Consider the following 22480-nt stretch of genomic DNA (forward strand, 5'->3'; position numbering starts at 1 on the left):
CCGGAATTGAAAATCTATCGCGTCACCCGGAATAAAAAGCGGCGCGCAGCTCGAATCGCCGCACGCCCATTCCGAATAGTTCCGTGTCAACTACTCTGACACGGCGCGCTGTGCAAGGGGGCAATGGCGCGAACGCCGCCCCAATCTGCCTTAGTTGAAGGCGCCCAGCACCAGCTGCAGGCCACCGCGAATGCCCAAATCAACCAGAGCAAAGAACACAGCAGTCAACGCCGCCATGATGAACACCATGACCGTGGTCAACAGCACTTCACGCCGGGTTGGCCAGACGACCTTCGCGACTTCGGATCGGACCTGCTGAATGAACTGGATCGGGTTTGTGGTGGCCATGAGGCGTATCTCTCTGCTAGCGGATGGGCCGGACATAACCGGGCAATGCGGCAATTTCAAGGGCGGTCAGGGTCTGGGCTTATCGTCCCATTCATCGTTTAGGATGCGGCGCGCGTCGCCCTCAGGGTCGTCATATTGATTCGAGCGCACGGTGTAGACGAATGCAACAAGGCCAACACCGCCCAACAGCAGGGAAATCGGGATCAGGTAGGCAAGCACTTCCATCGGGGTTACCTCAGCCGCAGGGCATTCAGCGATACCGTAATCGACGATGTCGACATCGCCAAGGCCGCAATCAGAGGCGTTGCCAACCCGGCAACAGCCAGCGGTACCGCGATGACGTTATAAACGGTGGCAATGCGGAAGTTTTCGCGAATCCGGCGCGTCGCCTTGCGGGCTGTATCGCAGGCTTCGGCAATTGGTGACAGATCATTGCCCAACAGCACGATATCCGACGCAACCCGCGCCGCATCCAGTGCCGAGGCCGGAGAGATCGACACATGCGCCGCAGCAAGTGCGGCCGTATCGTTCAACCCGTCGCCGACCATCAGAACGTGTCGTCCCTGATCGCTGAGTTCCTGCACTTTGGTGGCTTTGTCCTGCGGTAAGGCTTTGGCGATCCAGTTCTCAATACCAAGCTTGCCGGCCAAGGCTTGAACCGCGCCTTGCGCATCACCGGATATCAGGATGACGTCTTTGCCCGCTGCGCGGAACGCTGCGATGGCTTCGGCTGCACCCGAGCGCAGGCTGTCCGTAAAAGTAAAGCGCAATGGGGGGTGCGATCCACTCGCAAGCCATGCAGCGGTTTGCTCACCATCTTCGCCTCCGACCCATGCCGCGCGTCCCAGGCGGACACGCTGATCCCGATAGCACCCTTCAGTGCCATAACCCGGCACCTCGACAACGTCGCGCAGGATTGCGGGCGTAATCCCGGCCTCGCGTGCAGCCTTTGCAAGGGCAAGCGACAGGGGATGAGAAGAGGCCTCGGCCAATGCCAGCGCAATTTCCAGATCACTTCGGGAATGATCACCCAGATCGGTCAGCTCGGGCACGCCCGAAGTAAGGGTGCCGGTCTTGTCGAACACGACAGTGTCCACCTCAGCCAGACGTTCAAGCGCGGTGGCGTGTTTGATCAGCATCCCGTTGCGGAACAACCGGCCCGAGGCCGCTGTGGTCACTGCAGGCACTGCTAGCCCCAATGCACAGGGGCAGGTAATAATCAACACAGCGGCGGCAATGTTCAGCGCAGTGCGAATATCGCCGGAATAAATATACCACCCCAGAAAGCTGAGCGCTGAGAGGATATGTACCCCCGGCGCATAAAGTTTGGCCGCCTTGTCAGCTAGCGAGGTATAGCGTGATCGGCCCGATTCAGCGATGGCCACCAGATCGGCCATGCGGTGCAGCGAGGTATCTTCACCCACGGCGGTCGCGCGGATGGTCAGCGGGCCGGTCAGGTTGACCTCACCCGCACTAACCCTCAGCCCAACTTCGGCAAAGACAGGTAGGGTTTCACCGGTCAGCAGTGACCGGTCCAACTCGGACTGGCCCGAAACAATTTCGCCATCCACTGGCATACGCCCTCCGGGGCGCACCAATACCAGATCGCCTACGTTCAGGCTGGCGACAGCAACCTCTTCTTCGGTTCCGTCCACAATTTGGATAGCCCGAGGGACTTCGAGCGCCGTAAGCTCTTCAGCGGCCGATCGCGCGGCAGCGCGCGTGCGATAATCCAGATACCGACCTGCAAGCAGGAAGAACGTCAGTGTCAGCGCGGCATCAAAATAAGCATGTTCACCGCTGAGGGCCGTTTCCCAAATCGAAGTGAGCAACGCCAACAGAATCGCCAAAACAATCGGCACATCCATATTCAACCGCCGCACGCGCAAGGCGCTCCAGGCAATGGTAAAGAAGGGTTGGGCTGAAAACGCAATTGCAGGCAGTGCAATCGCTGCTGATATCCAGTGGAACATGTCGCGCGTCGCGTCAGTAGCACCGGACCAGACCGACACCGACAACAGCATCACGTTCATCGAGGCAAAACCTGCCACCGCAAGCCGCATCAGCAAATCACGACCAGCCTTGTCGGTTTGTGTAGCCGAAAGCGCACCCGGATCCAGCTCATGTGCTTCAAAGCCAGCACGTTCCAGCACCGGGATCAGCTCGGCTGCACGAATATCAGGTGTTGCTTTGACCAGCGCGCGCTTCAGGGTGAGATTGACGCGCGCAGCCTCGACACCGGGATGGGCGTTCAACTCGCGTTCGACAGTCGCGATGCAGGCCGAACAATGAATACCGGGCAGCGACAGCGCGATCTGCACATCCTCTGGAACAGGGCTCGTCGATTCCACTGGGGCTGCAACGCATCCGGGACAGGCCGCTCTGGCTGGAGTGGCTTGCGCAGTCATCTCTCACTAACCTTTCACGTAAAGTGGCACGCGCTGCGTAAATTCGGCACCATCTTTGGCTTTGGCCACAAGGCGAATGTTCCAGTTGCCTTTGCCCAGCGCAGCAGGGGCCGCATAGGCGATGCCGTCAAAAGTGAACTCCGGTGAAAAGTCATCCTTCACATGCGTGGCACGCCCGACGACGGCCTGCAATTCGGCCACCTCAACGGGGGAACCGGTTTGATCAGTGATGTGCAACACCAAAAGCCCCCCGGTCAGCTCTGCCTCAATCTCCCAACCCAGCGCCTGATGCTCTTGCAAGCGCTCGTTGAACTCCTGACTGGCGACATACGAGTTCTTAACTTCCAGTCCCGGGAACGTCTTGACCGCGCTATAAGCCAGGACGAGGTTCACGGTGATGATCACCCCAAAGGCGACAACAAATACCGCCAGCGCGTGTTTGCCGGTGAATTGACGCTCAGCCATTCTCAGTTTCCTCGTCCGTTGAACGTGGTGTCTTTATATGCACGCTCACCGCTTTCCAGATCCTCGACCCAGATGCGAACTGACGTGCTGTCAGCCGCCGCAGGACCGGTGTCTTTCAAAGCCGTGATATATACCCGGGTTAATTGTGCCGTATCTGCAGCCACATTTACAGAATCGCCCTCCACCCCTTCGATTTCGACCTGCAACGACGGATTCCCTGCAAGAGACAACTTATAGGGTCGTTCCTCGCCGTGTTTATTACGCAAGCGCACGTCATAGGTATTACGGATCGTGCCATCTGAAAGGGTCACAAAGGTCGGGTTCCGCACCGGAGCCACAGTCAGGTCGATATCCGAGCGGATGAACAGGGCAAAGAGAAGGGCAAATCCGACCAGCGACCACAATGAGGTATACAGAATCGTGCGCGGTCGCAGGATGTGTTTCCAAATATTTTTGGGCGGGTGACCTTCGCGTTCGCGCGTCTCATCGATCAGCGCCATATAGTCGATCAGACCGCGTGGTTTACCGATCTTGGCCATCATGTCATCACAGGCGTCAATGCAAAGCGCACAGGTGATGCACTCCAACTGCTGCCCATCACGGATGTCGATCCCCACCGGGCAGACATTCACGCAGGCCATACAGTCGATGCAGTCGCCGAGTTCGGTATCAGCCGTGCGCTTGCCTTTGCCACGCGGTTCACCCCGCCATTCGCGGTAGCCAACAACCAGCGTGTCTTCGTCCATCATCGCGGCCTGAATGCGCGGCCAAGGGCAGGCATAGATACAAATCTGTTCGCGCGCGAAGCCGCCAAAGAAGAATGTGGTCGCTGTTAGGATCAGCATCGTTGTGTAAGCGGCCGGATGCGCATTGCCGGTGACAAGGTCACGCGCCAGCGTTGGCGCATCCGCAAAATAGAAGACCCACGCGCCGCCGGTTGCCAGTCCGATAAAGAACCAGACAACCCATTTGGTCAGCCGCAGGCGCACTTTGCGGAAATCCAGCTTTTTCTGGTGATGCAGGCGCAAACGCGCGTTGCGGTCGCCCTCAATCCAGCGCTCAACGAGGATATAGAGGTCAGTCCACACGGTCTGAGGACATGCGTAACCGCACCAGACCCGGCCCAACGCCGAAGTGAACAGGAACAGGCCCAATCCCGCCATGATCAAAAGCCCGGCGACAAAATAGAATTCGTGCGGCCAGATTTCGATCCAGAAGAAATAAAAGCGCCGGTTCGCCAAATCCAGTAGAACGGCCTGATCCGGAAGGCTTGGCCCCCGATCCCATCTTATCCACGGCGTCACATAGTAGATGCCCAGCGTAACCGCCATGATGATCCACTTAAGGTTCCGAAACGGACCGGATACCCGCCTTGGGAAAATCGGCTCTCTGGCGGCGTAAAGGCTGGGGGTCGGGTTGGAATCGCTCACAGGCTGGCTCCGGGGACTGGCTCTTCTGAGTATGCGTTCTTCCAGATCACAAGCATAGGAACTTTGACATGGGTCAAAACGCGCATCGTACAGACACCTTTTATCACGTTTCCCGCGCCTGCCGTCTTAGCCACGCGGCAAAAGTTTTGACGGCAGGCCTAAGTGCCGAATTTGCCGTAACAATATGGTATCCGCGGGCATCGGGTTCCGCATAGAGTTCTACAATGCGGCCCGCTTTGATATCCTGCTCGACGAAATGTCGCACAGTGACAGTAACCCCCTGACCCGCGCGCAGCCCATCCAACACCAGATTGCCTGGTAATTCGGTACGACCTGCGCCACGTTCCGGACCCGCACCGTGTTGGGCAAGCCAAGTCGTTGCTTCTGTGGTGCCGATCTCTTCCAGCCAGGGCAACTGGGCCAGCTCTGCCGGGGTCAATGACGTCTTTCCCCCTAGAAGTTTCGGCGCAGCAACTATGACCACAGGTGACTGCAGCAACATTTCTGACTGCACACCAGCCCAGCCGCCCGGACCATATCGAATTGCAATGTCGATCCCCCCCGGTCGCAGTTCGACCACATCAGCGGATGGGTCGAGGATCAGGTTCACCTCCGGGTGGGAATTGCGAAAAGCCGGAAGGCGCGGCATCAGCCACGAGGCCGCGAAGGAAGACGTCAGCGACACATGCACCGGTCGATCCAGGCCGGATCTGGCCAGATCACCGACGGCTGCCCCGATCGCACCGAACCCAAGCTGCAGAGCGCGCGCCAGATGCTCTCCGTCCGCCGTCAACGCCAATGCTTTGCCGCTGCGATCCAGCAATGCTGCACCGAGATGCTTTTCCAGCACACGCAACTGTTGGCTAATGGCTGCATGACTGACATTCAACGCGGCCCCGGCTTCGACGACATTGCGCTTTTCAGAAAATGCAGCAAAGGCACGAAGCGCGGCGAGCGGAGGAAGTTTAAGCCAATCCATATGTAATCCACACTTACACGAAGGAATGGTAATTGAGTCGCATTTTGGGCGCCAAAGGTCAATCTTTAACGCAGAAACCATCCCACGCAGGAGACAAGCAATGCTGACCGTTTTTGCCCGATCTTTCATGACCGCAACCCGCACCGACGCCCATCACATTCGTGAAACGCCCAAGCCGCGCCGCCACAATCGCCGTTGGTTGCCTGAAAACCATTGGTGGAGGGAAAGCCCGCGCACCGAGTGAATTGAATAATCTCGGATGAGGGGCTGCAACCCGCTACTGGACCGCAGTCCAACGCGGCCCTATTGTTCAGGAAATCGGCACCGGCTGTTCTGGAAACGCGCGAACAGATCGAACAGCCGGTGCCTCAGCCTTCGGGCGGTTACCCGCCCGGAGGTGTTCTTTGATCCTTACTGACCGCCACCCAACTGGTGGACATAGGCTGACACGGCGCGGACCTGTGCGTCAGTCAGGCGGTTTTCCCAAGCGGGCATGACGCCAAAGCGGCTGTTGGTGACTGTTTCAGTCAACGCCTCTTCGCTACCACCAAAAAGCCAAATCGCATCGGTCAGGTTTGGCGCGCCTTGTGTGACATCACCTTTGCCATCTTCGCCGTGGCACGAGGCGCAATTATCCTCGAACACGACCTTACCCGCCTGCGCCGCCGCATCGTCGGTCTGCGCATTTGTCAGTGACATGACATATTGGACGACCTGAGTGATCTCGTCATGTTCGAGAATTTCACCAAAGGCCGGCATCTCGGAATAGCGCGCATCGTCGCTTTCTTCGTTGCGGATACCGTAGGCAACGGTGGTCTCAATGTCCTCAAGCGTACCGCCCCAAAGCCAAGCGTCATCCAGCAGGTTCGGGAAGCCCGGTGCGCCCTGCGCACCCGAGCCATGGCACTGCGCGCACCAAGTCCTGAACACAGCGCCACCTGCGTTGACGGCGTATTGCTGCAGCTCCGCATCCTTGGCGACATCATCCAGCGGAGTTTCCACCAACTTGACGTTCCAGGGCGCGTTCGCCTCTTCAAAGGCGATCATGTCCTGCTGAACCAGCTCACGCGATGACCATCCCAACACACCCGCCGTTGCCGAGTGAACCAGCGGCCATGCCGGGTACAGGATTGTATAGATCACGGCCCAGATGATGGTGGCGTAGAAAGTCCACAGCCACCAGCGCGGCATTGGGTTGTCGAATTCTTCGATACCGTCCCAGCTGTGACCCGTTGTATTCGGATCACCCGGCTGTTTATCAGGTGTCTTGCTCATTTCCTCGCCTCCTTGGATTCGGCGGGTTTGTCTTGATGCCGGAAGGGGATATTGGCGGTGTCTTTGTATTCCTTGCTGGCGCCTGGGCGGAACACCCAGATCACGATGCCAACGAAGAAGGCGAACAACAGCAGCAACATCCAGCTATCCGCGAACTGTCTTAGGAGTGTGTATTCTTCCATCACAACCCTCCTTAGCGGCTTGCGTCCGGGGTGAAGGTCGAGAAATCGACCAGCGTGCCCAGCATCTGCAGATAAGCGACCAACGCGTCCGCCTCGGTCAGCTCTGGCTGGCCGTCAAAGTTGCGCACGTTCACCTTGTCACCGTAGCGTTCCAACAGACCGTCGTAGTCACTGTCGGGATCTGCCTGAGCGCGGAAGTCGGCTTGCGCGTTCTCCAGCATCTCGTCGGTATATGGTGTACCGACCAGCGCATTGGCGGCCATAACATCACCGATGTATTTGCCGTCAATCTTACGGTGCTCAAGGAAGCCATATTTCGGCATCACCGATTCCGGCACAACCGACTGCGGGTCACGCAGGTGGTCCACTTGCCACTGATCCGAATAGCGACCGCCCACGCGGGCCAGATCGGGCCCGGTACGCTTGGAGCCCCATTGGTGGGGGTGGTCATACATCGATTCAGCCGCCAGCGAGTAATGGCCATAGCGTTCGACTTCGTCCCGCATCGGGCGGATCATCTGGCTGTGACAGGTGTAGCACCCTTCACGAATGTAGATGTCACGCCCTGCCATCTCCAATGGGGTGTAAGGGCGCATGCCTTCCACCTTTTCGATGGTGTTCTCGAGGTAAAACAGCGGGGTGATCTGCACCAGGCCACCGATGGTCACGACCAGAAAGCTGAAGATCAGCAGGAGGGTCGCGTTGGTCTCGAGGATCTTATGTTTGTCGAGAATTGCCATTGCTCCGGCCCTCCCTCTATTCAGCCGGGACTGCGACGGTCAGACTGGCCTCTTTGGCCGGCGCTTTCCGTACAGTCATCCATAGATTGTAGCACATGATCACGGCGCCAGCGAGGAACATGACCCCTCCCAGACCGCGCACCACATACATCGGGAACTTGGCAGCAACGGTGTCGGCGAACGAGTTCACAAGGAAGCCGTTGGCATCCACTTCACGCCACATCAGGCCTTCCATGATGCCCGTGACCCACATCGACGCGGCATACAAAACGATGCCGATCGTGGCGAGCCAGAAGTGCCAGCTGACCATCTGCAGCGAATACAGACGCTCACGCTTCCACAGGACAGGCACCAGGAAGTACAGCGCACCAAAGGTGATCATACCGTTCCAGCCCAGCGCGCCCGAGTGCACGTGGCCGATGGTCCAGTCAGTGTAGTGGGACAGGCTGTTTACCGCGCGGATCGACATCATCGGACCCTCAAAGGTCGACATGCCGTAGAAGCCGACTGCGATCACCATCATGCGGATAACCGGGTCTGTGCGCAGTTTGTCCCATGCGCCCGACAAGGTCATCAGGCCATTGATCATGCCACCCCAGGACGGCATCCACAGCACGATCGAGAACACCATGCCCAGCGTCGAAGCCCAGTCTGGCAACGCCGTATAGTGCAGGTGGTGCGGGCCAGCCCAGATGTACAGGAAGATAATCGCCCAGAAGTGAATGATCGATAGCTTGTAGCTAAAGACCGGACGCTCGGCCTGTTTCGGAATGAAGTAGTACATCATGCCCAAGAAACCAGCCGTCAGGAAGAAGCCCACTGCGTTGTGGCCATACCACCACTGAATCATGGCGTCTTGCACGCCAGACCAGACGATGACCGATTTCGAACCCCAGATGCTGACCGGGATGGTCATGTTGTTGACCAGATGCAGCATGGCAACGGTAACGATGAAGGCCAGATAGAACCAGTTCGCCACATAGATGTGCGGTTCTTTCCGTTTCACGATCGTACCCAGAAAGACCGTCAGATAGGCCACCCAGACCACTGTTAGCCAGAGGTCAACATACCATTCAGGCTCGGCATATTCTTTCGACTGGGTTCCGCCCAGCAGATAACCGGTTGCGGCCAGAACGATGAACAGCTGATAGCCCCAGAACACAAACCATGCCAGATTACCGCCCCAAAGACGCGCCGCGCTTGTACGCTGGACCACATAAAACGAGGTTGCGATCAGCGCGTTCCCACCAAAAGCAAAGATGACCGCAGATGTGTGCAGCGGCCGCAAACGTCCAAAGTTCATGTAACCTTGTGCCCACTCAAAGTTCAGCGCGGGAAAGGCCAGCTGGAACGCAATAAAAGTTCCTGCCAAAAACCCGACCACACCCCAAAAGGCGGTTGCGATGACGCCGTAACGGATCACGTCATCCATGTATTCCGCCGAGCGATCTACAAGAATATCTGGCTCATCGGTGTTTTTAAGCGTCCAGATAAACAAGCCACCAGCGATAATCATCACCAGAATTGCATGCACCTGATACGCCAAATCCCGTGCATAGTTGGACCCGATGGCTGCAAACAGCACCACCAGCCCAAGCACGATCAGCTTGATGTAATTTGACATATTGCGTCCCTTTGCCATGCTCCGCGCGATTCTTTATGCCACACGGAACCCTTTTGACTGCATGCCGTAATGCAGTGGTGTCAATTCTGCTGCTTTGATCTGTGTCAAGACAAGCCCCTGTTTTCTGTGACAGGTATTTTCCTGAAACAAGCACGCAATCCACATGATGCAGCGCCGGAAACATGAGGTCGATATGGCATACAAATCCTTGCTTACGGTCATGACAGAAACCAAGCATTCTCAAACGGCTCTGGCACAGATGGTGGCTTTGGCAGAAGGGCAAGGCGCCCATGCCGAAGCCCTGTGTCTTGGTGTCGATCGCAGCCAGACCGGGTACTACTACGCTGGTGCCAATGCTTTGATCTTACAAGAAACACTGAGTCGCGCCAATGCCGAGGCCGATGAAATTCTCGCATATGCCCAGGATTTCCTCGGCAAGTCAGGAATACGCTGGTCAGCCGAAAACGGGGTGGCCCAGATCGCCGATCTCGGTCGACATGTTGCGCGTCGCGCACGGTTTTCGGATCTGGTGATATTACCGCGCCCCTATGGTAAAGACCGCAACGCCGAATCCGAGCCCATCGTCGAGGCCGCCATGTTTGAGGGCCATGCCCCGGTCTTGCTGGTGCCAGATGATGTTGAACCGATATCCTCGCCTAAAACCGTTATGGTGGGCTGGAACGAAAGCATCGAAGCCATGCGGGCCATCCGCCGTGCCCTGCCATTTCTGAAGCAGGCAGAGCTTGCCCGAATCGTCGTCATTGATCCGCCGCGCCATGGGCCCGATCGTTCGGACCCCGGAGGGCTGTTATCTCAGATGTTGGCGCGGCATGGCGTAAAATGCGAAATCGACGTGCTTAGCAAGACGATGACACGCGTGTCGGATATCCTGAACCGCCATGCCGCTGATACCGAGGCCGATATGATCGTCATGGGTGCCTACGGGCATTCGCGCTTTCGCGAAGCCATCTTAGGCGGCGCAACCCGCAATATGCTGGAACAATCCGAAGTACCGGTTTTCTTGGCTCATTGATGAGACCAGCAGGACCGCTTCCCAATCGCGGCGGCTTTTCTCAGGCCTTACGGATCAAACCGATCAGGAACAATAGGATCACCGCTCCAATTGTCGCAAAGAAGATCGAGGACAAGAGCCCACCGCCAACGGCAAAGCCCAGGGCCGGAAATATCGTGCCCGCCAGAAACGCACCAACGATTCCGACGATGATATTTCCAATCAGGCCAAAGCCGCGTCCTTCCATGATTTTTCCGGACAGCCACCCAGCAATCGCGCCGATAAACACCATGGCCAATACACCGCTGAATTCCATGTTGAACTCCTAATAGTTGTGAGGTCGGCGTCAGAACAGTCAGACGTCAGACCAGAAATCCGCCATCCGTATCGTCGCCCGCCTCTTCCATCAGGCGCCTCATGTCGGGAATGGTTATGTGGCGTTTGCTTTCCAGCGTTATGACTTTGTCTTTCTTTAAGGCCGATATTTGCCTGCTGACAGTTTCCAGCGTCAAACCAAGATAGTCAGCCATCGCCTCACGCGTCAGCGGCAAGTCGAAAATGATCGAACCGGTCTGGCCGGATTGATGAAGCGAGGCATCCCTGCGCGCAATGATCGAGAGAAGGCTGGCGATCTTTTCCCGCGCGGTTTTGCGCCCAAGCACCAGCATCCACTCACGCGCGGCATCCAACTCGTCCAAGGTCATCTGTAACAGGCGCTGCGCGATATGCGGCGTCGTTACCATCATGTCCTCGAACGGTTTTTTGCGGAAGCAGCACATCACCAAATCGGTCGTTGCAACCACGTCATATGGCGCATTTTCACGCCCGGGTCGGCCGACAAAATCACTGGGTAACAACAGACCTACCATCTGGGTACGCCCGTCTTCCATCGTCTGGGTCAAAGAGGCAATTCCGGACACAACCGAACCAACAAAATTCATCGGGTCGCCGGACCAGATAATCGTCTGCCCAGCTTCGAAGCTGCGATAGTACTTGATGCTTTCAAGTTCTTCCAGCTCGTCTCTTTCACAATGCGCGCACACAGCGCGATGCCGGATCGGACATTCACTGCAATTGGTATGGTCGAATTGGGCCTTGAGTGTCATTCGCGTTTCCATTTGATTTCGGTCAAAGTACCCTGGGCCCTCCCGCTTTAGTCATATCTTTATGACACTGAAACCTCAACTAGCACGGCTTGGACTTTTTGACGCGAAAGTACCGCGTTACACGAGCTATCCCACCGCCCCTCATTTCAGCAATGATGTGGGGGCAGACCTGTTTGGCGACTGGGTTTCCGGAATCGCCCCCGGCAGTTCGATCTCGCTTTACATCCATGTACCGTTCTGCCGCAGGCTGTGCTGGTTCTGTGCGTGCCGGACACAAGGCACACAAACAGATAACCCGGTCATTGCCTATGTCGACGTCCTGAAGGCCGAACTGGACCTTTTGGCCGCACGCCTGCCCGAAGGTGTTACGCTATCACGTCTGCACTGGGGTGGCGGCACTCCGACTCTGCTGAATGCAGATCTGATGCGTGAACTGGCCGGGCGGATTCTCCAGATTGTTCCGCTGGGGCCGGATGCCGAGTTTTCGGTCGAGATCGACCCGAATGAGATTGACGAGGCGCGGTTGGATGCACTGGCCGAGGCCGGGATGAACCGCGCGTCGATCGGGGTTCAGGATTTCGACGATGAAATCCAGAAAACCATCGGCCGCATCCAGAGCTATGATGTCACCCGCAAAGCGGCCGAGATGATCCGCGCGCGCGGTATCTCCAGCCTGAACGCGGATATCCTTTATGGCCTGCCCCATCAGACCAAGGCCCGCATGACTGAAAGCGTACAAAAGCTGCTTTCTTTAAACCCTGATCGGGTGGCGCTCTATGGCTACGCACATGTGCCTTGGATGGCCAAGCGCCAGCAACTGATCCCGTCAGACGCGCTTCCCACACCGGAACAACGGTTGGAGCTTTTTGAAACCGCCCGGCGTCTGTTCCTATGGGACAACTACGCCGAAATCGGGATTGATCACTTCGCGACTCAGGACGACGGACTGACCCACGCATTGCGCGCCGGTCATCTGAAACGGAACTTCCAGGGCTACACCGACGATCAGGCCCCAATCCTGATTGGTTTGGGTGCCAGCTCCATCTCACGATTCCCACAAGGCTACGCGCAAAATGCCCCTGCGACCTCAGCCCATACCAAGGCCATTCGAGAAGGGCGATTTTCAACCTCCCGTGGGCATTTGTTCAAGGGTCAGGATGTCTTGCGATCTCGTCTGATCGAGGCGTTAATGTGCGACTTCCAGATCAATTCGAACGAAATCTTGCGTGACTATGACATCTCTGCTGCCGAACTGCAGCAGATGTACGCCAAGGCAAACTCTGCTTTCGACGGATTGTTGCGCGTAGATGAAAACGGCTTGTACATACCACCCGACGCGCGCGCCCTAACCCGCATGATCGCGCGCGGCTTTGATGCCTATGACCTAAGCAAAGCCGGGCATAGTTCCGCGATCTGAATTCCATTCGGTAGGTCGTTTTTCGCGACCTGCCCTTCCAAACCAGCACGGGGGCTTGACGCAGGCGTTCGGTTTTCTCCACACTCTAGGGGTGGAGAGGCCCACCTCTTCACGGCCTGAGGCAGGCAGACGCAGACAGATTTTGCCGACGCGCATGCGTTCGACAGCCCTTTTCGTGCAGCCATTCTGCAACCTGAAAGAGGGACAGCACCTATGCGCGTTTTCACCGTCCTCGGCCCCAGCCAATCGGGCAAATCCACCTTGGTCGAGGCCATCAGCCGCCTCGACGGGCGACCAACCACATTCGATGTTTCCGGAACCGTGCACTTGCACGGTTTTTCTTACTTGGACGAGCCTTGGTGCGCCGTTGACGTGGACGGGGGCGGCGATGCGTTGGCCTATGTCGGCCCCGCAATGGCAATCTCGGACGCTGCGGTTATCGTGGTGCCGCCCGATCCGGATGCTGCCGTTCTTTGCGCCCCATATCTGCGCCTTGTCGAAGAAGCTGGCATACCCTGTTTCCTCTTCATCAACCGTATGGACAGCCCCAATGGCCGGATCCGCGACATCGTTGCTGCGCTACAGACCTATTGCACCCATCACATTACCCTGCGTCAAGTTCCGATCCGCGAGGGAGAGACCATCATTGGTGCTGTCGATCTGATCTCGGAACGGGCATGGAAATATCAAGAGGGCCAGCCCTCGGCCCTGATCGAGTTGCCACAGTCGGCAGAAGACCGCGAACAGGAAGCGCGCACCGAGTTGCTCGAGACCCTCTCAGATTTCGATGACCACCTGCTGGAACAGCTGATCGAAGACAAACAGCCCCCCAGCAAGGAGGTCTATGAACTGGCCGCGCAGGTATTGCAGAACCACCAACTGATCCCCGCCTGTCTGGGTGCCGCCAGCAGTGGCAATGGTCTAACCCGGCTGATGAAGGCATTGCGCCATGAGGCACCGGAATTCAACATTGCGGCAGACCGGGATGAGGCCGAAGAATCTGCGCGCGCCATTGCTGGCTTTGCTGATGTGAAAAAGCATATTGGCAAAATCACCGTGTTGCGTGGCTTGGGCGACGGGGTGCAAGCGCATGAACCTCTTGGCGGAGAAACCGTTGGAAACCTGACCACTTTGGATGCCAAGACCCAGATCGGTGTGCTGGAGGCCGGACAGATCGGTCTGGCCGTCAAATCAGACCATCTCAATCCCGGTTTCATCTATGACAGCACTGCTGCTACGCTATTGCCGGAATGGGCCTCGTCACATCCTGCGGCGCATCGCCAGGTCGTCTCACCTGCGCATGAGCGCGACGATGTGCGCCTGTCGAACGCGCTGACCCGGCTGGTCGAGATCGATCCTGGCCTGCATATGGAACAGGATGAACTGAGCGGTCACTCCATTCTTGGATCGCAAGGCCCGCAGCACATGCGGCGCGTGAGCGCCAAACTTGCCGAAGACTTCGGGATCGAGATCGAAGCTGAAGCCGCAGGAACCGCTTATCGCGAAACCGTCCGCACAAAGGTCGAACATCGCCACCGCCACCGCAAGCAATCCGGCGGCGCGGGACAGTTTGCCGATGTGGTCATATCCATTGCGCCATTGCCACGCGGCTCGGGGTTCCAGTTTGAAGAGGTGGTCAAAGGCGGCGCTGTGCCCCGCAACTATATCCCTTCGGTGGAACATGGGGCCAAGGACGCCTTAGTCGAAGGCCCCGAAGGTTTCCCCGTAGTCGATGTCAAGGTCACGCTCAGCGATGGCAAGCACCATAATGTGGACAGCTCCGACTATGCCTTCCGCATGGCAGGCAAGAACGCCGTGCGCGAAGCGCTGCCCGAGGCGAAACCGGTTGTCCTGCAACCGATCCTGAACGCCGAGATTCACCTGCCGTCGACCTTTGTCGGCGATCTGGTCCCGACGATCAGTTCACTGCAGGGCCAGGTTCTGGGGTTTGAGGGCAATCCGAATGCGTCGGGTTGGGAGATCTTCAACGCCCAACTTCCCGCCGTGGCCGAGGACGAGCTGCACCGGACACTCGCCAGCGCCACGCGAGGCACCGGTTGGGTCAAGCTCCAATTCGATCATTATGAAGAGCTACGTGGCCCTGTTCCCAATTCGGCTAAGAACAAGGAGATGGCCTAACGCCAAGGATGCGGGCTGCCTGTCAGCCCGCCGCCGCAATCAGTTCACGTGTATATTCGGTTTGGGCGTTTTCGAATAAATCCTCAGCGGCGCCCATTTCGATCACATCGCCGTTGCGCATAACGATGACGTTGTGGGACATCGCGCGCACGACCTTCAGGTCGTGACTGATGAACAGATAGGCCAGTCCATATTTCCGCTGAAGATCGCGCAACAAATCGACGATCTGCACCTGTACTGTCATATCCAGCGCGCTTGTGGGTTCATCCAGCACCAGCAGCTTGGGCCGCAAGACCATGGCGCGCGCTATAGCGATACGCTGGCGTTGACCGCCTGAAAACTCATGCGGATAGCGGTCCATTGCGGCTGGGTCCAACCCGACCTCGGCCATTACTTCAGCCACCAACTCGCGCGGGGCGCGATGCGGATCCACATTGTGAATTGCTAACCCTTCGGCGATGATCTGCATACAGGTCAAACGCGGGCTGAGGCTGCCGAACGGGTCCTGAAACACGATTTGCATGTCCTTACGCAGACGCCGCAATTCGCGCGTGGACCAGCGTCGTACGTCCTGATCCCGAAAAGTGATTCCACCCTCGGACGCGATCAGCCGCATGATGGCCAGCGCCAGCGTCGTTTTGCCCGAGCCACTCTCGCCGACGATCCCAAGCGTTTCACCCGCGCGAACGCTGAGCGTGGCATCGTTGACCGCTTTCACATATCCAACGGTCCGTTTGAGAAAACCACGTTGGATTGGGAACCAGACCTTCAGGTGATCAGTGCGTGCCACCTCTTCGGCGTCCGCGGCCACCGGATCAGGTTGCCCGGACGGCTCAGCCGCCAACAGCTTGCGCGTATAGGGGTGCTGCGGGTTGTCGAATATCTCGGTTGTCACTCCGGTTTCGACGATCTCACCATCCTTCATCACGCAAACCCGATCAGCTATGCGTCGCACAATTCCAAGGTCATGAGTGATGAACAGCATCCCCATGTTCTCAGCTTTCTGCAACTCAGCCAGCAGTTCCAGAATCTGAGCCTGAATGGTCACGTCCAGCGCGGTCGTGGGTTCATCTGCGATCAGGATGTCCGGCTTATTCGCCAGCGCCATGGCAATCATCACGCGCTGCCGCTGCCCTCCCGACAACTGGTGCGGATAGCTATCGAGACGTTCCTCGGGGTCCCGAATGCCGACCTTGGTCAGCAATTCGACAATTCGACCGCGCGCCGCATCGCCACTCACGCCCTGATGCAGCGCCAGCGATTCTGCCATCTGCTTCTGGATCGTGTGCAACGGGTTGAGTGAGGTCATTGGCTCCTGAAAGATAAAGCTGATATCGTTGCCGCGCACATCCATCAACCTGTCTTCGGACGCGTCGATCATCTCTTGCCCGTCATAGGTGACCGAGCCCTCGACTATTGCGCTGTCGCCCAGCAGCGACACGGTGCTGAGCGCGGTTACGGATTTGCCTGAACCGGATTCTCCAACCAGCGCCACCGTTTCACCTCGATCCACGGTAAAGGACACGCCTTTGACCGCCGCCGATACTTGTCCGTCCTGCCGAAACGAGACCTTGAGGTTGTTCACATCCAGCAAGCTCATGAGAAGGTCTTTCTGGGATCAAACGCATCCCGCACGCCTTCAAAAATGAAGACCAGCAGCGACAGCATGATGGCAAAGGTGAAAAAGGCGGTGAAGGCCAACCAGGGTGCCTGCAGGTTCTGTTTTGCCTGCAGTGTAAGTTCCCCCAGCGATGGGGCCGAGGACGGAAGACCGAAGCCAAGGAAATCCAGCGACGCCAACCCGCCAATGGTGCCGGTCACGATGAACGGCATGAAGGTCAGCGTGGCGACCATCGCATTGGGCAGCATGTGGCGGAACATGATCGTCATGTTGCCAACGCCCAGAGCGCGCGCAGCACGGACATATTCCAGATTGCGTGCCCGCAGGAATTCAGCACGCACGACGCCCACCAGCCCAGTCCAACTGAACAGGATCATCAGGATAACCAGAAGCCAGAAACTTCGACCCAGAATGGCGAACATGATGATAATCACGTAAAGCGAAGGGGTAGATGACCAGATCTCAATAATGCGTTGAAAAATCAGATCGATCCAGCCGCCGAAAAACCCCTGAATAGCCCCGGCAAAAATACCGATCAGGCTGGCGGCCCCGGTGACGATCAAGGTGAACAGGATCGATAATCGGAACCCATAAATCACCCGAGCCAACACATCGCGCTTGGTGTCATCAGTACCGAGCAGGTTCTGGCCATTGGGCGGCAGGGGCGCCGCACCGGGCCTATCCACGCTGGTATTGAAGGAATATGGGATCAGAGGCCAGACAGCCCAGCCTCGTTCAAAGCCTTCGGCCTCGAAAGTGCCCGCCCTGATCTCATCGATGATGCCTTCGGGGTCGTCGAAACACTCTTCCAGACCACCGCTATCGATCAGGCACATGACCTCTGGGTCACGATAGATTGCCTCGGTCTGGAAATCGCCGCCAAAGTCGGTCTCGGCGTAGAAATTGAAAACCGGTGTGTAGAACTCACCCCGGTATTTCACCAGGATCGGCTTGTCGTTGGCTATAAATTCAGCGAACAGCGACAGGCCAAACAGCACCGAGAAGAGGATCAGCGACCAGAACGCCCGACCATTTCGCCGGAAATTGCGCCAACGGCGCTGGTTGAGAGGGGAAAGTGCCATTTATCCCTCCCGCTTTTCGAAATCGATGCGCGGGTCGACCAGCACATACATCAGGTCACTGATGATGCCGACGACCAGCCCCATCAGGCCAAAGATGAACAGCGTGCCAAAGATCACCGGATAGTCGCGTGCTACGGCAGCCTCGAAGCCCAATCTGCCCAGACCATCCAGCGAGAAGATCGTCTCGATAATGATCGAGCCCCCGAAGAACACACCGATGAACACCGCCGGAAAGCCCGCTATCACAATCAGCATCGCGTTGCGAAAGACATGGCCGTAGAGAACCTTACGCTCGCTCAGACCCTTTGCGCGGGCCGTCATGACATATTGCTTCTTGATCTCATCCAGAAACGAGTTCTTAGTCAGCAGCGTCAGCGTTGCAAAGGCCGAGATCGTAAGCGCGATGATCGGCAGAGCGATGTGCCAGAAATAATCCAAGATCTTGCCGACAAGGCTAAGGCTGTCCCAGTTGTCCGATGTTAGACCGCGCAGCGGGAATATCTGCCAATAAGAACCACCCGCGAACAGTACCAGCAACAGGATGGCAAACAGAAAGCCCGGTATTGCATAGGCGACGATGATGGCCCCACTGGTCCAAGTATCGAAACTCGACCCGTCTTTGATCGCCTTTCGAATTCCCAGCGGGATCGAAACCAGATACGCGATCAGGGTCGACCACAGGCCGAGCGAGATCGACACAGGCATCTTCTCAAGCACCAGATCGATCACGCTAATCGATCGGAAATAGCTTTCACCAAAATCCAGCGTCAAATAGTTGCCCAGCATGCCCAGAAAGCGTTCGAGCGGCGGTTTATCGAAACCAAACTCTTTCTCCAGCTCAGCAATGAATTCGGGCGGCAAGCCACGTGCGCCTACATATTTGTCATCAAAGCCCCCGCCTGCGGGCTCGGCCCCCGCCCCGGCATCGCCGCCCGCGAAACCAGCGAAGACATCGCCCTGCCCGTCGATCTGCGCGATGATCTGCTCGATCGGGCCGCCGGGTACAAACTGTACCAACGTGAAATTGACGATCATGATGCCCAGAAGGGTCGGGATGACCAGCAACAGGCGTCTTAGGATATAGGCGCCCATGTTATCGCAGCGCGCCTCTCGCTTTCAGTTCAGCTTCTTTCTCAGGGTTGATCCACCACATATCGAGATATCCCAGCGAGAATGGAGGCAGATTTTCAGGATATTCATACATGTCGTAGTAAGCCGCCCAGTAATCCGCCACATACCCATCGGGAATAACGAAGAACTCATAACGCAGCACGCGATCCAATGCCATCAGCGCTGCGTCCTGTTCGGTCTGATTTGTGGTGTCAAATGACGCTTCAATCACGGCATCCACCAAGGGGCTGGCAAGACCCGCCGGATTGAACAGGCTAAATGCGGCCTCTTCTGATCCATACATCTGGCTCAGACCACCACCGGTCGACAGGAACGAGCCATACCGGTTCGAATACACCATGTCGTAATCCCGTTCCCGCCGCCGCAGAGTGAACTGAGAGGGATCCACCTTCTCAGCCGAAGCGTCTACGCCAAGCGATTGCAGGTTCTGCACATAGGTTTCGATCATCGTCCCAGTCGAGGTTGGAATGCTGGACGCGTAGGGAATATTGACCTTCAGCGTCTGCCCTTCGGAGTTGCGGCGCAGGTTGCCTTCGCCTACTGGCCATCCGGCCTCATCCAGCAGCTTTGACGCCGTTCGCAGATTGCGACGGTCGTTCAACCGGGCCGCGCTGGATTCGTGCACTACAAGCGCAGGTTCACTGAACACGTCAGCGGGGACTACATCTCCGAGGGCTTCGAGAAACGCGAGTTCTGCATTTTCTGGTACACCAGTCGCCTCAAGATGCGTGCCTTGCACGAACGAACTGCGCGGCGCATTCAGCCCGAACATCAGCGATTCATTTGCCCATTCAAAATTGAACGCAAGTGCCAGAGCCTTGCGAACATTCTTGTCAGCAAACTGCGGTTTACCCAGGTTGAAAACAAAACCAGACGGTGTCGGTGGGCTACCGTCTGCAATCTCATCCTGCACGACATATCCTTCGCTGAGCTTGGGGAAATTGTAGCTGGAGGCCCACAGCTTTGGATCGCTTTCGATGCGCATGGTGTACTCACCCGCCTTGAAGCCCTCGAATGCGGCGGTCTGATCAGCGAAATATTCGATTCGAATGGCATCGTAATTGTTGCGACCTACGTTGATCGGCAGGTCTTTGCCCCAATAGTCATCTCTGCGCTTGTAAACGATCCGGCGGTTGATGTCATAGCTGTCCAGTTTGTAAGGACCAGAACCCACTGCAACCTCTAGGCGGGGCTCATCAAGGCGGCGGCTTTCGTCAGCCTCGAACCAGGCTTTCGAAAATACGGGGGTCGAACCAACTGTCTCGATCAATCCGCGCCGCGTGACATCGGGGCTGAAGGTAAATTTGACGGTATGATCATCAAGGGCTTCAGCCCCAGTGACCATGCGCGCGACGGCTTGCGCATAAGACGGAAGGCCCTGTTCGATGAACAGCCGGTGGCTATAGACCACATCTGCCGCGGTAATCGGGGTTCCATCCCAGAACATCGCTTCTGGGCGCAGATGGAAAATCACATAGTTCCGGCCTTCGTCATACTCCATGCTTTCGGCAACCACACCATAGTATTGCCCCACACTGTCCGAAGTGCTTTCGATCAGTGGATCATATTGAATCGTTGTCAATGCACCCGCGCGCCCCTTCCGCGAGTAGGGGTTTAGGGAATCAAAAGTACCCGATCCTGCCAGAGAAAGCTCTCCGCCCTTTGGCGCATCGGGATTGACATAGTCCAAATGCGGGTAATCTGCAGGGTAATCCAGATTTCCGAAGTATGAATACCCGTGGCTCCGTGTGACGCCATCCTCATTGGCACTGACCCAATCGCTGGCCCCCAGAACAATTGCCGCCGAAATCCCCAGTGCCGTCGCCCAAGAGGGTATTCCGGTAAAGCGCATCGCGGGCAGAAAGGGTTTCATAGGTTCGTCCTCTGAATTTCTGTCATCTTCATAGTCGTGCCCGCCAGCTAAAGGTCCAGCACCGTCAGTTGCAAGTTTAGAATGCGTGAACGCTTTGTGAAGTTATTCTCGGATAAAAAAAAGCCGCTGCTTGACGCAGCGGCTTTGAATTCGTCCGGATTGATCAACAGATCAGTTGCCGATGGTCTGCAGATAAGCAATCAGATCGGCGCGGTCCTGCGGCTTTTTCAGTCCAGCAAAGCTCATCGAGGTGCCCGAGATATAGCTGCTGGGGCGGGTCAGGAACGCATCAAGCGCTTCGGGCGTCCAGTTGCCACCATGTGCCTGCATGGAGGCTGAATAGCCCGTAAATCCCTTGGCGGTCGCGACAGGGCGATCAACAATTGCATACAAGTACGGGCCGGTGCCATTCGCGCCATCTTCCAACTTGTGGCAAGCGGTGCATTTGCGGAACACTTTCGCACCCTTTTCAGGGTCTGCAGCGGCCAGAATCTCTTCGAAGACCACTTCTTCTCCGTCAGCGCTTTCACCCGAGCTTTCGGTTTCGATAATGTAAGAAGCCTCGGCATGATGGCTATCCGAGCTATAAAGGACATCAGCCCCCCATTTTGCCAGAAGCAGCACCAGGAAGGTGCCAAACAGGCCGGCTGCGGCCTTGGTAACTGTCATCGTGTCGAACATTTTGATCGCGAGTCCATTTCAGCTGTCTGCGGGGTGTCTAAGGCTTCCCCTAAGAAGAGGCAAGGTATAGACACCGCGACTAAACGCCCAATTCAACAACTTGTTGCACGGAATCGACCAAATGACCAAACGTATCGCATTTCAGGGAGAACCCGGCGCCTATAGCCATGAGGCCTGCCGCAACGCGCGCCCCGATATGGACGCCCTGCCCTGCCGCACTTTCGAAGATGTGATCGAATCGGTACGCTCGGGCGAAGCTGAACTGGCAATGTTGCCGGTTGAAAACACCACCTATGGCCGCGTCGCGGATATTCACCGGCTGCTGCCCCATAGTGGGCTGCACATAATCGACGAAGCGTTTGTGCGCGTTCATATCAACGTGCTGGCCGTGCCCGGTGCCAAGCTGGAAGACATCACCGAGGCGCATTCCCACCTTGTATTGTTGCCGCAATGCGCGGGATTTCTGAAACAGCACGGAATTCGCGGTCGGGTCAGCCCGGACAATGCCCGTGCCGCACGTGAAGTGGCCGAGATCGGCGACAAACATTCCGCAGCTTTGGCCAGCGAACTGGCGGGTGAGATCTATGGCCTCAAGGTGTTGGCCCGCCATATCGAGGATCAGGGGGACAATACGACCCGCTTTCTTGTGATGTCACAAGAGGCCGACGATTCGCGGCGCGGGGATCATGGAATGATCACCAGTTTCGTCTTTCAGGTGCGCAACATTCCGGCCGCGCTGTATAAGGCGATGGGTGGTTTTGCCACCAACGGGATCAACATGACCAAGCTGGAAAGCTATATGGTTGACGGCTCATTTACCGCGACACAGTTTTATGCCGATATCGTTGGCCACCCGGAAGACCGGAATGTGCAACTGGCGATGGACGAGTTGCAGCATTTTACGACTAACGTCGAAGTGCTGGGCGTCTACCCGGCCGCTCAGCCGCGTGGGTGATGAAGGTACTCG

The 22480-nt window shown here is 57.1% G+C and carries 22 protein-coding genes; 5 read left to right on the forward strand and 17 right to left on the reverse strand.

Features of this window, described 5'->3' with window-relative positions; genetic code table 11:
- Positions 1-150: 150 nt before the first annotated feature.
- From secE to Q1B46_RS11845, 6 genes are all read right to left on the reverse strand, one after another.
- Complete coding sequence (gene secE / locus Q1B46_RS11820; RefSeq protein WP_299664183.1) at positions 151-348, reverse strand: preprotein translocase subunit SecE; 198 nt, start codon at positions 346-348, stop codon at positions 151-153.
- 66 nt (positions 349-414) lie between these two features.
- The gene (ccoS, locus tag Q1B46_RS11825; RefSeq protein WP_299948172.1) at positions 415-573 is read right to left on the reverse strand and encodes a cbb3-type cytochrome oxidase assembly protein CcoS; all 159 of its coding nucleotides are present in this window, start codon (positions 571-573) and stop codon (positions 415-417) included.
- Between the two features lie 5 nt (positions 574-578).
- Positions 579-2756, reverse strand: a complete 2178-nt coding sequence (locus Q1B46_RS11830) for a heavy metal translocating P-type ATPase (protein ID WP_299948174.1) — start codon at positions 2754-2756, stop codon at positions 579-581.
- Positions 2757-2762: 6 nt separating this feature from the next.
- Positions 2763-3221: a FixH family protein gene (locus Q1B46_RS11835; RefSeq protein WP_299664187.1), complete on the reverse strand. Its 459-nt coding sequence runs from the start codon at positions 3219-3221 to the stop codon at positions 2763-2765.
- 2 nt (positions 3222-3223) lie between these two features.
- Complete coding sequence (gene ccoG, locus Q1B46_RS11840) at positions 3224-4651, reverse strand: cytochrome c oxidase accessory protein CcoG (protein WP_299948176.1); 1428 nt, start codon at positions 4649-4651, stop codon at positions 3224-3226.
- Positions 4652-4754: 103 nt separating this feature from the next.
- Positions 4755-5630, reverse strand: coding sequence for a LysR family transcriptional regulator (locus Q1B46_RS11845; protein WP_299948178.1), 876 nt, complete (start codon positions 5628-5630; stop codon positions 4755-4757).
- Between the two features lie 100 nt (positions 5631-5730).
- Here Q1B46_RS11845 and Q1B46_RS11850 point away from each other — a divergent pair, with 100 nt between their 5' ends.
- Positions 5731-5874 (forward strand): hypothetical protein, encoded by a 144-nt coding sequence (locus Q1B46_RS11850; RefSeq protein WP_299948180.1) that lies wholly within the window; start codon positions 5731-5733, stop codon positions 5872-5874.
- 167 nt (positions 5875-6041) lie between these two features.
- Here Q1B46_RS11850 and ccoP read toward each other — a convergent pair whose 3' ends face one another.
- Genes ccoP through ccoN form a run of 4 tightly spaced genes read right to left on the reverse strand, consistent with a single transcriptional unit; the run spans position 6042 to position 9451 of the window.
- Complete coding sequence (ccoP, locus tag Q1B46_RS11855; RefSeq protein WP_299948182.1) at positions 6042-6905, reverse strand: cytochrome-c oxidase, cbb3-type subunit III; 864 nt, start codon at positions 6903-6905, stop codon at positions 6042-6044.
- Entirely contained in the window at positions 6902-7087 is a 186-nt protein-coding gene (locus Q1B46_RS11860) for a cbb3-type cytochrome c oxidase subunit 3 (RefSeq protein WP_299664195.1), read from the reverse strand. Before Q1B46_RS11860 ends, ccoP begins: the two co-directional genes overlap by 4 nt.
- Positions 7088-7098: 11 nt before the next feature.
- The gene (gene ccoO / locus Q1B46_RS11865; RefSeq protein ID WP_299664196.1) at positions 7099-7827 is read right to left on the reverse strand and encodes a cytochrome-c oxidase, cbb3-type subunit II; all 729 of its coding nucleotides are present in this window, start codon (positions 7825-7827) and stop codon (positions 7099-7101) included.
- A gap of 16 nt (positions 7828-7843) precedes the next feature.
- Positions 7844-9451: a cytochrome-c oxidase, cbb3-type subunit I gene (ccoN, locus tag Q1B46_RS11870; protein WP_299948185.1), complete on the reverse strand. Its 1608-nt coding sequence runs from the start codon at positions 9449-9451 to the stop codon at positions 7844-7846.
- Between the two features lie 193 nt (positions 9452-9644).
- On the opposite strand from ccoN, the gene Q1B46_RS11875 reads away from it, so the two are divergent.
- Positions 9645-10484 (forward strand): universal stress protein, encoded by an 840-nt coding sequence (locus Q1B46_RS11875; protein ID WP_299948187.1) that lies wholly within the window; start codon positions 9645-9647, stop codon positions 10482-10484.
- A gap of 40 nt (positions 10485-10524) precedes the next feature.
- Here the strand turns inward: Q1B46_RS11875 and Q1B46_RS11880 are convergent, their stop codons facing one another.
- Entirely contained in the window at positions 10525-10779 is a 255-nt protein-coding gene (locus Q1B46_RS11880; RefSeq protein WP_299948189.1) for a GlsB/YeaQ/YmgE family stress response membrane protein, read from the reverse strand.
- 46 nt (positions 10780-10825) lie between these two features.
- Positions 10826-11569: a transcriptional regulator FnrL gene (fnrL, locus tag Q1B46_RS11885; protein ID WP_299948191.1), complete on the reverse strand. Its 744-nt coding sequence runs from the start codon at positions 11567-11569 to the stop codon at positions 10826-10828.
- Between the two features lie 61 nt (positions 11570-11630).
- Here fnrL and hemN point away from each other — a divergent pair, with 61 nt between their 5' ends.
- Positions 11631-12986 (forward strand): oxygen-independent coproporphyrinogen III oxidase, encoded by a 1356-nt coding sequence (gene hemN / locus Q1B46_RS11890; RefSeq protein ID WP_299948192.1) that lies wholly within the window; start codon positions 11631-11633, stop codon positions 12984-12986.
- Between the two features lie 213 nt (positions 12987-13199).
- Positions 13200-15125, forward strand: a complete 1926-nt coding sequence (locus Q1B46_RS11895; protein WP_299948194.1) for an elongation factor G — start codon at positions 13200-13202, stop codon at positions 15123-15125.
- 22 nt (positions 15126-15147) lie between these two features.
- On the opposite strand, the gene Q1B46_RS11900 is transcribed toward Q1B46_RS11895, so the two are convergent.
- From Q1B46_RS11900 to Q1B46_RS11920, 5 genes are all read right to left on the reverse strand, one after another.
- Positions 15148-16725, reverse strand: coding sequence for an ABC transporter ATP-binding protein (locus tag Q1B46_RS11900; protein WP_299948196.1), 1578 nt, complete (start codon positions 16723-16725; stop codon positions 15148-15150).
- Entirely contained in the window at positions 16722-17828 is a 1107-nt protein-coding gene (locus Q1B46_RS11905) for an ABC transporter permease (RefSeq protein WP_299948198.1), read from the reverse strand. The genes Q1B46_RS11900 and Q1B46_RS11905 overlap by 4 nt, the downstream gene beginning before the upstream one ends.
- Positions 17829-18920: a microcin C ABC transporter permease YejB gene (locus tag Q1B46_RS11910; RefSeq protein WP_299948199.1), complete on the reverse strand. Its 1092-nt coding sequence runs from the start codon at positions 18918-18920 to the stop codon at positions 17829-17831.
- Position 18921: 1 nt separating this feature from the next.
- Entirely contained in the window at positions 18922-20832 is a 1911-nt protein-coding gene (locus tag Q1B46_RS11915; protein ID WP_299948201.1) for an extracellular solute-binding protein, read from the reverse strand.
- A 171-nt stretch (positions 20833-21003) separates the two neighbouring features.
- A complete protein-coding gene (locus tag Q1B46_RS11920; RefSeq protein ID WP_299948202.1) occupies positions 21004-21513 on the reverse strand; it encodes a cytochrome c family protein in 510 nt (169 codons plus the stop codon).
- Positions 21514-21634: 121 nt separating this feature from the next.
- On the opposite strand from Q1B46_RS11920, the gene Q1B46_RS11925 reads away from it, so the two are divergent.
- Positions 21635-22468 carry a prephenate dehydratase gene (locus tag Q1B46_RS11925; RefSeq protein WP_299948204.1) on the forward strand — a complete coding sequence of 278 codons (834 nt, stop codon included), beginning with the start codon at positions 21635-21637 and terminating at the stop codon, positions 22466-22468.
- Positions 22469-22480 lie beyond the last annotated feature (12 nt).

Source organism: uncultured Ruegeria sp. (assembly GCF_947500045.1).
GTDB lineage: Bacteria > Pseudomonadota > Alphaproteobacteria > Rhodobacterales > Rhodobacteraceae > Ruegeria.

What these genes read in the sequence shown, in the direction of transcription:
- secE (WP_299664183.1), bottom strand. Translation starts at nt 348, where the DNA reads ATGGCCACCACAAACCCGATCCAGTTCATTCAGCAGGTCCGATCCGAA.
- ccoS (WP_299948172.1), bottom strand. Translation starts at nt 573, where the DNA reads ATGGAAGTGCTTGCCTACCTGATCCCGATTTCCCTGCTGTTGGGCGGT.
- Q1B46_RS11830 (WP_299948174.1), bottom strand. Translation starts at nt 2,756, where the DNA reads ATGACTGCGCAAGCCACTCCAGCCAGAGCGGCCTGTCCCGGATGCGTT.
- Q1B46_RS11835 (WP_299664187.1), bottom strand. Translation starts at nt 3,221, where the DNA reads ATGGCTGAGCGTCAATTCACCGGCAAACACGCGCTGGCGGTATTTGTT.
- Q1B46_RS11845 (WP_299948178.1), bottom strand. Translation starts at nt 5,630, where the DNA reads ATGGATTGGCTTAAACTTCCTCCGCTCGCCGCGCTTCGTGCCTTTGCT.
- Q1B46_RS11850 (WP_299948180.1), top strand. Translation starts at nt 5,731, where the DNA reads ATGCTGACCGTTTTTGCCCGATCTTTCATGACCGCAACCCGCACCGAC.
- ccoP (WP_299948182.1), bottom strand. Translation starts at nt 6,905, where the DNA reads ATGAGCAAGACACCTGATAAACAGCCGGGTGATCCGAATACAACGGGT.
- Q1B46_RS11860 (WP_299664195.1), bottom strand. Translation starts at nt 7,087, where the DNA reads ATGGAAGAATACACACTCCTAAGACAGTTCGCGGATAGCTGGATGTTG.
- ccoO (WP_299664196.1), bottom strand. Translation starts at nt 7,827, where the DNA reads ATGGCAATTCTCGACAAACATAAGATCCTCGAGACCAACGCGACCCTC.
- ccoN (WP_299948185.1), bottom strand. Translation starts at nt 9,451, where the DNA reads ATGTCAAATTACATCAAGCTGATCGTGCTTGGGCTGGTGGTGCTGTTT.
- Q1B46_RS11875 (WP_299948187.1), top strand. Translation starts at nt 9,645, where the DNA reads ATGGCATACAAATCCTTGCTTACGGTCATGACAGAAACCAAGCATTCT.
- Q1B46_RS11880 (WP_299948189.1), bottom strand. Translation starts at nt 10,779, where the DNA reads ATGGAATTCAGCGGTGTATTGGCCATGGTGTTTATCGGCGCGATTGCT.
- fnrL (WP_299948191.1), bottom strand. Translation starts at nt 11,569, where the DNA reads ATGACACTCAAGGCCCAATTCGACCATACCAATTGCAGTGAATGTCCG.
- hemN (WP_299948192.1), top strand. Translation starts at nt 11,631, where the DNA reads ATGACACTGAAACCTCAACTAGCACGGCTTGGACTTTTTGACGCGAAA.
- Q1B46_RS11895 (WP_299948194.1), top strand. Translation starts at nt 13,200, where the DNA reads ATGCGCGTTTTCACCGTCCTCGGCCCCAGCCAATCGGGCAAATCCACC.
- Q1B46_RS11900 (WP_299948196.1), bottom strand. Translation starts at nt 16,725, where the DNA reads ATGAGCTTGCTGGATGTGAACAACCTCAAGGTCTCGTTTCGGCAGGAC.
- Q1B46_RS11905 (WP_299948198.1), bottom strand. Translation starts at nt 17,828, where the DNA reads ATGGCACTTTCCCCTCTCAACCAGCGCCGTTGGCGCAATTTCCGGCGA.
- Q1B46_RS11910 (WP_299948199.1), bottom strand. Translation starts at nt 18,920, where the DNA reads ATGGGCGCCTATATCCTAAGACGCCTGTTGCTGGTCATCCCGACCCTT.
- Q1B46_RS11915 (WP_299948201.1), bottom strand. Translation starts at nt 20,832, where the DNA reads ATGAAACCCTTTCTGCCCGCGATGCGCTTTACCGGAATACCCTCTTGG.
- Q1B46_RS11920 (WP_299948202.1), bottom strand. Translation starts at nt 21,513, where the DNA reads ATGTTCGACACGATGACAGTTACCAAGGCCGCAGCCGGCCTGTTTGGC.
- Q1B46_RS11925 (WP_299948204.1), top strand. Translation starts at nt 21,635, where the DNA reads ATGACCAAACGTATCGCATTTCAGGGAGAACCCGGCGCCTATAGCCAT.